An 11,658-nucleotide genomic window follows, 5' to 3' on the forward strand; every position below is an offset into this window, starting at 1 on the left:
TTCAATAGCGGTTTCGCCGGGTCGATCTGGGGTGTTGGACCGTTTCGGCGTCGTGTACGGCCGTTCGATCTCAACGACGTTGATGACATCAAGCCACCTCCTGAGTGGATAGAGGTCTGGCCACTGACAGTAACCCAGGTCACATGGAGTCGCAAGGAGCCCGCAGGAGAGACGCTGTCCCGCTCAGCCCGAGAGGCCCTGCCACAGACAGGCCAGCGCGGAGGCAGTGATGACACACATGGTCAGACGTCGGAAGGTCGATACCGGCAGGGACGGACCGAGCCGGACCCCCAACAGAGTGCCGCCGACACCGACCGGGACCCACCACAGGAGGAGCGGCGCCACCTCCCCCAGCGGCAGCCGCCCGCCCACGCCGAGCAAGGTCAGGGTGACGAGATTGCCGGCCACGAAGAACACGGCCAGGTCCGCGACGATCTGCCGGGCGTTCGCTCGGCGGCCGGTGAGCAGAAGCGCGGGCGGGACTCCGTTGAGGCTCGTCGTGGAGCCGAGGAAGCCCCCGAGGACGCCGGCGATCCATTCCAGCGGCCGAGCCCTTCGTCCGGACATCGACTCAGCGGCCGCGGAATGCCGGTCACGCGCGATCAATCCCACCACGACGAGGAGCACGAGCGTTCCGGACGCCAGCTGCAGGTCCCTTTCAGGGACGTCGTCGACCAGCCAGAGCCCTGCCGCCGTGCCGGGGAGCGCCCCGAGCACCATCCGTGCCGACCTGGGCCAACTGACGTCTCGCCATCGCACGGCGAGAACGAAGATCCGGGTGAGCAGCGCGATCACCAGGTTCACCACAACCACCTGTTCGAGCGGCAGACCCACCAGCAGGAGCAGGGGCAAGGCGACCAGAGCGTAGGCGAAGCCGACGACACCGCCGAGAAACGCCGCACAGAGGACGACTGCCGCGCCACCGATGACCATCCGCCCACTGTAACGTCCAGCGGTCTTACCTCTGACCACATGGGCGATGCCTGTGGTAACGTGAGCCGCGCAAGGTCAGACCACTGACCTGTTAGGAGGACATTCAACGTGGCACGCGAGAATCCACACTTCCTGGCGCACTGCGACGGTGACGCGGTCGCCGTCGCTGTCTGCGATGTCGAGCCGGGTGATGCCGTGGTCGGATACCTGGACGGCACTCCGACCAGTGCGGTGACCGTGGCGTCGAACATCCCGCTCGGTCACAAAGTGGCACTGCAGGACATCTCATCCGGCGACCAGGTCATCGAGTACACGCTGCCGATCGGAACGGCCAGCACCGACATCACCCAGGGCGACTACGTCCACACCCACAATGTGAGGAGCGCACGATGGCAGAACAGCGTGGCCTGACCGGCTTCCGGCGAGAGAACGGCGCCGTCGGCGTGCGCAATCACGTCGCGATCCTTCCCGTCGACGACTTGTCGAATGCCGCGGCCGAATGTGTCGCCGCACACGTCCCGGGCACCCTGGCCCTCCCCCACGCCTTCGGACGACTGCAGTTCGGCGAGGACCTGGAGCTGACCTTCCGGACCCTGATCGGCATCGGCACGAACCCGAATGTCGCGGCGGTCGTCGTCATCGGCATCGAGCCGAACTGGACCAATCGCGTCGTCGAGGGCATTGCCAAGAGCGGCAAGCAGGTCGAGGGATTCTCGATCGAGGGATTCGGCGATCTCAAGGTCGTCGAGCAGGCCTCTCGCGTCGCGCAGAAGTACCTGCAGACGGCCACGGAGCTCCAACGCGAGCCGGTCGACCGTTCGGAGATCCTCATCACCACCAAGGACGGCGAGTCCGACACCACGACCGGCCTGGGCTCCTGTCGCGCCACCGCCTATCTCATCGACCGCTGGGTCGATGCCGGCGGCACGGTCATCTTCGGCGAGACCAGCGAGCTCACCGGTGGCGAGCATCTGATCGCCGAGCGGTGCATCGACGACACCGTGCGGGCTCGCTTCCAAGAGTTCTACGACGGCTACATCGACATGATCGAGTCGACCGGTGCCAACCTGCTGGGATCACAGCCCACGCAGGGGAACATCGCCGGCGGCCTGTCGACGATCGAGGAGAAGGCCCTCGGCAATATCGTCAAGACGGGATCGAAACCGGTGGTCGGCGCCCTGGCGCCCGCCGAGGCACCCACTCGACAGGGCCTGCACTTCATGGACACGTCGTCCGCCGCAGCGGAGTGCGTGACCCTGATGGCCGCCGGTGGCGGCGTGGTGAACCTGTTCCCGACAGGCCAGGGCAATGTCATCGGCAACCCCGTCCAGCCGGTGGTCAAGATCACCGCCAACCCGAAGACGGCCGAGAGCATGCACGATCACATCGATGTCGACTGCTCACCACTGCTCACCACCGGGCAGTCTCTCGATGAAGCCGGCGAACAGCTCATCGAGCTGGTCGAACGCACCATCAACGGCCGGGTCACCGCGGCGGAGTCCCTCGGGCATCGCGAGTTCACGCTCACGAAGCTGTACCGCAGCGCCTGACGACACGTACCGCGATCTGACGGGGCCGGGGCCGGAGACCATGGTCTCCGGCGCCGGCCTCGTCACGGTCGGACGCCGCCCCTCAGCCCGTGCCGGGAGCACCGAGCGTACGAGCGGCGGTCGCCGCACCGCGCACGTGACGCCTCGCGGCGCGGGCAGCCGCGGCACCGTCACCGGACAAGATCGCATCGAGGATCCGTCGATGGTCCTCCCGAGACCTCTCCAGTCGACCGGGCACCGTCAAGGTGGTCTGCATCCCCTCAGCCAGCATGCTGTTCAGGACGCCCTGGGTCTGCTCCAGGAACCGGTTGCCGGATGCCTGGACGATCTTCAGATGGAAGTCCATATCCAGACGCTGGAGCTCCTCGAAATCAGGGGGCGAGCCCTGCGACGCTTCGAGCAGGAGGTCATGGGCGCGTTCGACCCTCTGCAGCGCGGCCAGATTCTGCCCCTCCGCCGCCCAGCGCGCGGCGGGGACTTCAAGGACCTCGCGCATGGCGAAGAGCTCCTCGCTGCTGTGCGTGGCTTCGAGCAGGGACCGACGCAGCTCCGCGGCGGACCGCGGCTCCGCGACGAAGACGCCCTGACCGTGACGCACCACCAGACGCCCTTCGCTCTGGAGGGTACGGACCGCCTCTCGGAGCGAGGGGCGGCTCACCCCCAGGTTCTGGGCCATCTGTCGTTCCGCGGGCAGCCGGTCCCCCGGCGCCAGCCCTTCGGCCTCGATCCAGCGAACGATCTCATCCTTGATGCGCGCGGTGAGGGACGACTCACCCAGGCGATTCCACGGAGTGTTCGTCTCTGAAGCGGTGGCCATACCGCCAGTATGCCATCTCAGCTGGTAAGACCACTGATGATCTGGCACAGGGCAGGCGCCGAATCTCCCTCGCTTTCCTCCCCTCCACGACGAGGCGATCCAGCTTTCCCTGGGACTCGCCCCCTCGTTGACAGGTGACAACCGCTACCCTAGCTTGGACAGAGGTCTTACCAAATATCGTTCGTATCTCGTCCCCCAGCCCCACCCACCCAGAGGAGAGCAGCCGATGAACGACACCGTCACCGTCGTCGAGGACGTCTGGGGTCCTGCCTTCGACGACCTCAGCGCGCGTCACACCGTGGTGCGCGAACCGGATGCCTGGTCCGAGCCAGATCGTCTCGCGGAACTGATGCGCGCCAGCTCCGTTGTGGTCATCCGCAACAGGACTCAGCTGACGGCGGAGTTGATGAGGCAGTCGCCAGAGCTCAAGCTCATCGCTCGCGCCGGCGTCGGTCTCGACAACATCGACCTCGTTGCTGCCGACGAACTCGGTATCGTCGTCGTCGCCGCCTTGGGCGCGAATGCGACGAGCGTCGCCGAGCATGCTCTGGGACTGGCGCTGACGGTGGCGCGCCACACCGTGCCCCTGGACCGCGAGGTCCGCGAAGGCCGGTGGAACCGCCTCTCGGGTCGTGAGTTGGCCGGCGGGACCTGGGGGCTGCTGTCGGCGGGCGCCACCGCCCGCGCCACGGCCCGCCTCGCCCGCGGTCTCGGCATGGACATCGTGGCCTTCGACCCCTACGTCACCCCCGATGATCCCGAGCTGACCGAGATCGGTGTCCGGCTGGCACCGCTGAACGAGGTCGTGGCGGCCGCCGACGTGCTCAGCGTCCATCTCCCCGCCACCGCCGACACCATCGGCCTTGTCGACGCCACGCTCCTCGCCGCGATGAAATCGGAAGCGATCCTCGTGAACGTCGGTCGTGGCGAGGTCGTCGACGAGGCCGCATTGGCCGCGGCACTCTCGAACGGCGACATCCTCGGCGCCGGCCTCGATGTTCGCGCACAGGAGCCACCACCGACACCCGATCCGCTCCACGACCTCGGCAACCTCGTCCTGACCCCGCACATCGCAGGGATCACCGGCCAGTCCCAGGACCGGATCATGAACCTGCTCTGCTCGGACATCGCCGCCACCTTGTCCGGGCGGCCGGCACGCTGTCACGTGGGCCGGGCCGACACGCCGCAGGAGGCCATCCGATGAACGTCACCGTCGCCGAGGCTCGCAGCCTCACCACCGAGCTTCTCGGCCGGGCCGGGCTATCCCCCGCACGAGCCGAGGCCACCGCTCACGTCCTCACCGTCGCCGAGGCCTGGGGGCTGGGCTCGCACGGCCTGTTGCGGCTGCCGGTCTATCTCGACCGGATCGCCGCCGGCGGCCACCCCGTCGACGTCGATCTGCGGACCGTCACCGACACCGGGCCGTTGCTCACCCTGGACGGTCAGGGCGGCCTGGGCCACTGGCAGCTCGCCGAGGCGACGTCCGCGGCGATCGACCGCACGCGACGCTACGGCATCGCCGGAGTGGCGGTCGCCAACTCCGGCCACTGCGGCGCTCTCGGCGTCTACGCGGCGGAGATCGCCCGTCAGGGTCTCGCCGGGCTGGTGTTCTCGTGCGGGCCGGCGGTCCTGCCCCCTTGGGGAGGAGCCGAGCGACTGCTGTCGACCTCGCCGATCGCTGCCGGCTTTCCCCTCCCCGAGGGGACGACGGTCGTCGATCTCGCGCTGAGCACCGTGGCGCGCGGCAAGATCGCCGCCCACGCGCAGACCGATACCCCGTTGCCGGACGGCTGGGCTCTCGACGCCGAGGGGGAACCGACCAATGACCCGCAGGTCGCGCTGTCGGGCATGCTGTCGCCGTTGGGAGGCGCGAAGGGCTTCGCCCTCGCCTTCATGGTCGAGGCGCTGACGGCCGGCCTCGTCGGACCGCTGCTGTCGGCGGACGTGCCGGACTTCTTCGCCGCCGATCGCCGAGGGGATCCCCAGCGCATCGCGCATCTGGTCATCGCCCTCGACCCCGCCAGAACCGACGGCAACGGCGATCCTGCGGGGGCCATGTCCCGGCTCGCGGACCTCGCCGAACGCACCGCGAACGCGGGCGGGCGAGTGCCCGGCTCCCGGCGGACTCAACTCGCCGCCATCGCCGACACCGATGAGGTGCCGCTCGACGACGCGCTCTGGGACGAGCTCCTCGCCCGGCGCGGCCGACCCGACCACAGCCAGGCCTAGAGGAGCACGATGACCCGGTACGTCCACGACTTCGCCGACGGCGATATGACCCAGCGTGACCGACTGGGCGGCAAGGGGGCCAATCTCGCCGAGATGACGAAGCTCGGTCTGCCCGTTCCGCCGGGGTTCACGATCACGACCGATGCCTGCGTGGCCTATCTCGACCGAGGACACGAACCGGACGGACTCGCTGAGGAGGTCGGCGACCACCTCAGTTCACTCGAAGCGGCCATGGGACGCCGCCTCGGCGACCCTCGTGATCCGCTCCTGGTCTCCGTCCGTTCAGGAGCATCGCAGTCGATGCCGGGCATGATGGAGACAGTGCTCAATGTGGGGCTGAACGACCGATCGGTGGCCGGGCTAGCGCGGGCGAGCGGCGACGAGCGGTTCGCAGCAGACTCCTATCGCCGCCTGCTCCATATGTTCGGCACTACCGTTCTCGGCCTCGTCGACTCCGCCTTCGTCGAAGCGCTCGACGGGCTCAAGCACGAGCGCGGTGTCACCGAGGACATCCAGCTCGACGCCGCCGACCTGCGGCAGCTGATCGACACCTATCAGCGGATCATCAGCGCGAAGTCCGGAAGGGATTTCCCGCAGGACCCGCGCGAGCAGCTCGCCCTCTCCCTGCGGGCGGTCTTCGACTCCTGGAACACCGAGCGCGCGATCCTGTACCGGCGACAGGAGGGGATCCCCGACGATCTCGGCACCGCGGTGACCGTCCAGGCGATGGTCTTCGGCAATCGCGGTCCCTCCTCCGGCTCGGGCGTCGCCTTCACGCGGGACCCCGCGACCGGCCGTCGCGGCGCCTACGGCGACTACTTGCAGAACGCCCAGGGTGAGGATGTCGTCGCGGGCATCCGCAACACGGTCTCGCTGGCGGATCTCGCGCACATCGACCCGGCCTCCCACGACGAGCTCATGGGCATCATGGAGCGGCTGGAGAAGCACTACCGCGACCTGTGCGATATCGAGTTCACGATCGACGACGGCAAGCTGTGGATGCTCCAGACCCGTGTCGGGAAGCGCACCGCCGAGGCCGCGTTCCGGATCGCCGACCAGATGGTCGATGAGGGTGTCATCGACCTCGACGAAGCCCTGCGGCGGGTCACCGGAAGTCAGCTCGCGCAACTGATGTTCCCGCAGTTCGACGCCTCCTCCCCACGCCAGAGGATCGCCCGCGGCGTCGGAGCCTCACCGGGGGCCGCGTCGGGCGAGGTCGTGTTCGACTCGGCGACGGCGACGAAGCTGGCGGCGGAGGGACGCGCGGTGATCCTGGTCCGCCGCGAGACCACTCCCGACGATCTGCCCGGCATGAGCGTCGCACGAGGTGTGTTGACCAGTCGTGGCGGCAAGACCTCCCACGCCGCCGTGGTGGCGCGGGGCATGGGGCGGGTCTGCGTGTGCGGTGCCGACGAGCTCGACATCGACATCACCGGCCGGCGAATGACCTTGCCCGACGGCACGATCGTGCGCGAACACGAGCCTCTCTCCATCGACGGCACCACCGGCGAGGTGTTCAGCGGCCACGTGCCGGTGACCGATTCGGTGGTCATGCGCGCCCTCGGTGGCGGGCGGGCCGAGAGCGGGGATGAGCTCGTCGGGGCGGTTCGACGCCTGACGGCCCACGCCGATGCCGTCCGACGGCTGTCGGTCCGCGCGAACGCCGACACCGCCGAGGACGCGACGAACGCACGCCGTCTCGGCGCCGAGGGGATCGGTCTCTGCCGAACGGAGCACATGTTCCTCGGGCCCCGGCGACGGCTCATCGAGGACCTGATCGTCGCCGAGGACGCAGACGGTCAACGGGCGGCGCTCGACGCGCTGCTCTCCCTCCAGCGGGAGGATTTCACGGCCATCCTGGCAGCGATGGACGGCCTGCCGGTGACGATCCGGCTCATCGACCCGCCGCTGCACGAGTTCCTTCCCGAAGCCGATGATCTTGCCGAGGAGCCCGACCCGCGACGGAAGCAGCGTCTGTCGGCCGCTCTCGACCGGTTGCGTGAGCAGAACCCGATGCTGGGCCTGCGCGGCGTCCGGCTCGGTTTCACCATCCCCGGCCTCGTCCGCATGCAGGCACGTGCCGTGTTCGAGGCCGGTGTGGAGCGGCTGCGCGCCGGCGGGGACCCCCGGCCGGAGATCATGGTGCCGCTGGTGTCGACGGCCGCCGAGCTCCGAGTCATACGTGAGGAGATCGAAACCGTCGCCGAGGACGTCGCGAGCGAACACGGGATCGCCGTCGGCTACCGGATCGGCACCATGATCGAGGTACCGCGCGCCGCCCTGACCGCCGAGGACATCGCTCGATTCGCCGACTTCTTCTCTTTCGGCACGAACGATCTCACCCAGCTGACCTGGGGATTCTCCCGCGACGATGTCGAGGCCTCGTTCCTCCCCACCTATCTCGACCGGGGAATCCTCCCGATATCGCCGTTCGAGACCATCGACGTCGAAGGGGTCGGAGCGCTGGTGCGCGCCGGGCTCGAGCGAGGGCGATCCGCCAATGCCGCCCTCCACCTCGGCGTCTGCGGCGAGCACGGTGGAGACCCGGCGTCGGTGCGGTTCTTCGACGAGATCGGGCTCGACTACGTCTCCTGCTCGCCCTATCGGATCCCGGTCGCGCGCCTCGAGGCCGCCCGTGCCGTGTTGATGGACCCATGATGATGCGTTACGGCGGCCATGGCGACCACAATGCATCGTTCACCTAGGTCACGATCTCGTTCCAGGCCGTGAGCTTGTCGGGATTGCGGACCGCGTGGACCCGTTGGATCCTCCCATCGCCCACAGTGAAGGTGATCACGGCGAGGACGCGGCCCACTCCGGTCGCCACGAGCCCCGCCTCGCCGTTGACCAGGTCCTCGACGATCGTGAGGTCCGGCTGTCTCCCGGCGACGCCGAGGAAGAACCGCGCGACCTCCTCGGCACCCCGAAGCGGAGCAACGGAGGCGGAGACGATGCCGCCTCCGTCGGTGACCGCCGTCGCCGACGGATCGAGCGCACTGACGAGGCCGGCGAGATCGCCCGCCCGCCAGGCACGAGCGAAGGAGCGGACGGCGGCGGTGTGCTCGGAGCGGCTCACCGGTCGGGCACGCGCCTGCCGCAGCCGACGACGGGCGGACGAGGCGAGCTGCCGGCACGCCTCCGGGCTGCGACCGACGACTGCCGCGACCTCGGGGAAGGTGCACCTGAACACGTCGTGGAGGACGAAGGCCACCCGTTCGGCCGGGGTCATCGACTCCAGCACGATCAGGAGCGCCATCGACACCGACTCGTCCATCGTCATCCGGTCGGCGGGATCGAGGGGATCGCCCTCGGCGTGACTGGTCCACCGTCCCGGTGTCGGCACGGGCTCGGGGAGCCACTCCCCCACATACCGTTCCCGACGGACGCGGGCGCTGCGGAGCATGTCGAGTCCGATGCGGCCGACCGTCGTGAGGAGCCATGCGCGCGGTGACGCGACCTGCCGACGATCCCGGTGGTCGAGGCGGTACCAGCGGACGTAGGCCTCCTGCACCGCGTCCTCCGCATCGGCGACCGAGCCGAGCAGCCGGTAGGCGAGGCCCAACAGCACCTCGCGTTCGACCGGCTCAGACTGCCCGCCCCGGCCGGTCCGGCTCTGGTGCGTCATGGCCCCTCCTCGTGACGTCCTCTCCTATTCAAGACGACGCAGCCCGATGGATCGTGAGGTCCGGCGTCCCGCCTCACGATCCGTCGGGCTGCGTCGTCCAGGTCGTAGGCGGACGATCGTCCGTCCACCGCACCGAGAGGAAGGCACCTCATGTCCGACGACCCCATCACGTTCATCAACATCATCGACGTCGATCCGTCGAAACAGCAGGAGGTGGTCGACCTGCTGACCGAGGGCGCCGAGAAGGTCGTCTCCCACCGGCCGGGTTTCCTCTCCCTCACGATCCTGGCGAGCGCCGACCGGAGCCGCGTAGTCAACATCGCCCGCTGGGAGAACGCCGAGTCCGCCCGGGCGACACAGGCCGATCCGGCGGCAGCGAGATACGCCGAGCGCACGGCGACCCTCGGAACACCGAGCCCCGGCGTCTACTCCGTCGTCGCCGAGATCGACTGAACCGGCGCCGAGGACAGATCGCAGAGCATCAGGTTCAATCCGACCCGACCGCGCGACGGGTGTTCGAAGGCTCCCGGCACCGTGCACAGGGTGACGAAACCGAGTCGCTCGTACAGACGGATCGCCGCCGTATTGGTCTCGACCACCGCGTTGAACTGCATCGCGGCGTAGCCCTCACGCCGAGCCCACGCCAACGCGTACTCCCCCAACGCCCGGCCGACACCACGGTTCCTGCTCTCCGCGGCGACCATGAAGCTCCCCGTGGAGATGTGGGAACCGGGTCCCGGCCGGTTGGGACCGAGCGCCGCTGTACCGACGACCCGGTCCGCGTCGACCGCGACGACGGTGAGACCAGGAGGTGAGAAGAGCCACGTCTCGCGTGCCTGCCGCTCGCTCATCGCCGGATCGTAGGGGAACGTGTCGGCGGCGGACACGACATCATGAATGATGGCCCAGACTATCGGCCAATCACTCTGCCGGAACTCGCGCACCTCCACCATCGCGACGATAACAGCGAGTCGCCGCACCTACTGCCCAACGCCATGGGACGACGACGGACCCGCGTGTCCGACTCGCGGGTAACCGTCTCCATCGCGTAAAAAAGGCGGGTGAGTCACTCGACGACGGACAGCGCGATCGGCATGAACCCGTCCCCCAATATCTCCCACTCGATCACGGTGCGCCTCGAGGTGCCGCCCGGCGGAACAGCCGTCGGTCACCTCACCACGACGGTGGAGTCGGCAGGCGGCATCGTCACCGCGCTCGACGTCGCCGCGTCGCGCTCCGACGCCCTGCGCATCGACCTCACGATCGCCGCGGGCGACACCGCGCACGCCGACCGCATCGTCGACGCGTTGCGCGACATCCCGGATGTCGACGTCAAGAAGGTCTCGGACCGTACCTTCCTCATGCACCTCGGTGGCGTCATCGAGACCGCCTCGAAGCACCCGCTGCGCAACCGCGACGACCTCTCGATGGTCTACACGCCCGGCGTCGCGCGCATCTGCCAGGCGATCGCCGCCGACCGCGAGGACGCGCGCCGCCTGACCGTGAAGCGCAACAGCGTCGCGGTCGTCAGCGACGGCTCGGCGGTCCTGGGTCTCGGCAACATCGGTCCTCATGCGGCACTGCCGGTGATGGAGGGCAAGGCGGCGCTGTTCAAGACCTTCGGTGCCATCGACGCGTGGCCGCTGTGCCTCGACACGCAGGATGTCGACGCGATCGTGGAGACCGTCGCGGCCGTCGCCCCCGGATTCGCCGGCATCAATCTGGAGGACATCTCCGCGCCTCGCTGCTTCGAGATAGAGAAGCGTCTCCGCGAGCGGCTCGACATCCCCGTCTTCCACGACGACCAGCACGGCACCGCGATCGTCGTGCTCGCGGCGCTGCGCAATGCGCTGCGCGTCGTGGAGAAGTCCCTCGACGAGGTGCGCGTCGTACTCGTCGGCGCGGGCGCCGCCGGAACCGCGATCCTGCGGCTGCTGCTCGGCGCCGGTCTGCGCAATGTGGTCGTCTGCGACATCGACGGTGTCGTCTCGACCGACCGCGGCGATACCGACCCGACGCTGAAGTGGATCGGCGAGAACACCAATCCCGAGGGCCTGTCCGGCACCCTGCGCGACGCGCTCCCGGGAGCCGATGTGTTCATCGGGGTCTCCGCTCCCGGCCTGATCGGTGCCGCCGATGTCGCCAAGATGGCCGACGGCGCGGTGGTCTTCGCGCTGGCCAATCCCGACCCGGAGATCGACCCCTCGCTCGCCCGCGAGCACGCCACGGTCGTGGCCACCGGCCGTTCGGACTACCCGAACCAGATCAACAACGTCCTCGCATTCCCGGGCATCTTCCGCGGTCTCCTGGACGCTCACGCGCACGACATCGACGTGCCGGTCCTCATCGCGGCTGCCGAGGCCATCGCGGCCTGCGTCGAGGACGAGGAACTCAACGCCGACTACATCGTGCCCAGCGTGTTCCATCCCGAGGTCCACCATCGGGTCGCCGAATCGGTGGAGCGGGTCGCCCGCGAGCAGCTGCGCGAATCGTCGAGCTGAGGC

Annotated in this window: 11 protein-coding genes; 7 read left to right on the forward strand and 4 right to left on the reverse strand. The window is 68.7% G+C overall.

Translation table 11 applies throughout. The features are described from left to right. Positions 1–183: 183 nt before the first annotated feature. A complete protein-coding gene (locus JL108_RS00245; RefSeq protein ID WP_205196383.1) occupies positions 184–933 on the reverse strand; it encodes a sulfite exporter TauE/SafE family protein in 750 nt (249 codons plus the stop codon). Between the two features lie 108 nt (positions 934–1,041). Between JL108_RS00245 and JL108_RS00250 the strand changes: the two genes are divergently transcribed. Together JL108_RS00250 and JL108_RS00255 are read left to right on the forward strand one after the other, a co-directional pair. Continuing rightward, on the forward strand, positions 1,042–1,344 hold the full coding sequence (locus JL108_RS00250; RefSeq protein ID WP_205196384.1) for a UxaA family hydrolase: 303 nt from the start codon (positions 1,042–1,044) through the stop codon (positions 1,342–1,344). Then, a complete protein-coding gene (locus JL108_RS00255; RefSeq protein ID WP_205196385.1) occupies positions 1,323–2,483 on the forward strand; it encodes a UxaA family hydrolase in 1,161 nt (386 codons plus the stop codon). Before JL108_RS00250 ends, JL108_RS00255 begins: the two co-directional genes overlap by 22 nt. An 82-nt stretch (positions 2,484–2,565) precedes the next feature. Here JL108_RS00255 and JL108_RS00260 read toward each other — a convergent pair whose 3' ends face one another. After that, entirely contained in the window at positions 2,566–3,300 is a 735-nt protein-coding gene (locus JL108_RS00260) for a FadR/GntR family transcriptional regulator (protein ID WP_205196386.1), read from the reverse strand. A gap of 226 nt (positions 3,301–3,526) precedes the next feature. On the opposite strand from JL108_RS00260, the gene JL108_RS00265 reads away from it, so the two are divergent. Genes JL108_RS00265 through ppdK form a run of 3 tightly spaced genes read left to right on the forward strand, consistent with a single transcriptional unit; the run spans position 3,527 to position 8,187 of the window. Further along, a complete protein-coding gene (locus JL108_RS00265) occupies positions 3,527–4,504 on the forward strand; it encodes an NAD(P)-dependent oxidoreductase (RefSeq protein ID WP_205196387.1) in 978 nt (325 codons plus the stop codon). After that, positions 4,501–5,529: an Ldh family oxidoreductase gene (locus tag JL108_RS00270; protein WP_205196388.1), complete on the forward strand. Its 1,029-nt coding sequence runs from the start codon at positions 4,501–4,503 to the stop codon at positions 5,527–5,529. Before JL108_RS00265 ends, JL108_RS00270 begins: the two co-directional genes overlap by 4 nt. Before the next feature lie 9 nt (positions 5,530–5,538). After that, on the forward strand, positions 5,539–8,187 hold the full coding sequence (gene ppdK / locus JL108_RS00275; protein WP_205196389.1) for a pyruvate, phosphate dikinase: 2,649 nt from the start codon (positions 5,539–5,541) through the stop codon (positions 8,185–8,187). Positions 8,188–8,230: 43 nt separating this feature from the next. On the opposite strand, the gene sigJ is transcribed toward ppdK, so the two are convergent. Next, entirely contained in the window at positions 8,231–9,154 is a 924-nt protein-coding gene (sigJ, locus tag JL108_RS00280; RefSeq protein ID WP_205196390.1) for an RNA polymerase sigma factor SigJ, read from the reverse strand. Positions 9,155–9,304: 150 nt separating this feature from the next. Here sigJ and JL108_RS00285 point away from each other — a divergent pair, with 150 nt between their 5' ends. Further along, positions 9,305–9,607: an antibiotic biosynthesis monooxygenase gene (locus JL108_RS00285; RefSeq protein ID WP_205196391.1), complete on the forward strand. Its 303-nt coding sequence runs from the start codon at positions 9,305–9,307 to the stop codon at positions 9,605–9,607. Here JL108_RS00285 and JL108_RS00290 read toward each other — a convergent pair. Beyond that, positions 9,580–10,107 carry a GNAT family N-acetyltransferase gene (locus JL108_RS00290; protein ID WP_205196392.1) on the reverse strand — a complete coding sequence of 176 codons (528 nt, stop codon included), beginning with the start codon at positions 10,105–10,107 and terminating at the stop codon, positions 9,580–9,582. The genes JL108_RS00285 and JL108_RS00290 overlap by 28 nt on opposite strands. Before the next feature lie 141 nt (positions 10,108–10,248). Here JL108_RS00290 and JL108_RS00295 point away from each other — a divergent pair, with 141 nt between their 5' ends. After that, positions 10,249–11,655 carry an NAD-dependent malic enzyme gene (locus JL108_RS00295; RefSeq protein WP_205196475.1) on the forward strand — a complete coding sequence of 469 codons (1,407 nt, stop codon included), beginning with the start codon at positions 10,249–10,251 and terminating at the stop codon, positions 11,653–11,655. The last annotated feature ends 3 nt before the right edge of the window (positions 11,656–11,658 follow it).

The organism is Aeromicrobium sp. YIM 150415, from assembly GCF_016918125.1.
Taxonomy (GTDB): domain Bacteria; phylum Actinomycetota; class Actinomycetes; order Propionibacteriales; family Nocardioidaceae; genus Aeromicrobium; species Aeromicrobium piscarium.

Coding starts and splice junctions, on each gene's coding strand:
- JL108_RS00245 (WP_205196383.1), bottom strand. CDS start 933: ATGGTCATCGGTGGCGCGGCAGTCGTCCTCTGTGCGGCGTTTCTCGGC.
- JL108_RS00255 (WP_205196385.1), top strand. CDS start 1,323: ATGGCAGAACAGCGTGGCCTGACCGGCTTCCGGCGAGAGAACGGCGCC.
- JL108_RS00260 (WP_205196386.1), bottom strand. CDS start 3,300: ATGGCCACCGCTTCAGAGACGAACACTCCGTGGAATCGCCTGGGTGAG.
- JL108_RS00265 (WP_205196387.1), top strand. CDS start 3,527: ATGAACGACACCGTCACCGTCGTCGAGGACGTCTGGGGTCCTGCCTTC.
- JL108_RS00270 (WP_205196388.1), top strand. CDS start 4,501: ATGAACGTCACCGTCGCCGAGGCTCGCAGCCTCACCACCGAGCTTCTC.
- ppdK (WP_205196389.1), top strand. CDS start 5,539: ATGACCCGGTACGTCCACGACTTCGCCGACGGCGATATGACCCAGCGT.
- sigJ (WP_205196390.1), bottom strand. CDS start 9,154: ATGACGCACCAGAGCCGGACCGGCCGGGGCGGGCAGTCTGAGCCGGTC.
- JL108_RS00285 (WP_205196391.1), top strand. CDS start 9,305: ATGTCCGACGACCCCATCACGTTCATCAACATCATCGACGTCGATCCG.
- JL108_RS00290 (WP_205196392.1), bottom strand. CDS start 10,107: ATGGTGGAGGTGCGCGAGTTCCGGCAGAGTGATTGGCCGATAGTCTGG.
- JL108_RS00295 (WP_205196475.1), top strand. CDS start 10,249: ATGAACCCGTCCCCCAATATCTCCCACTCGATCACGGTGCGCCTCGAG.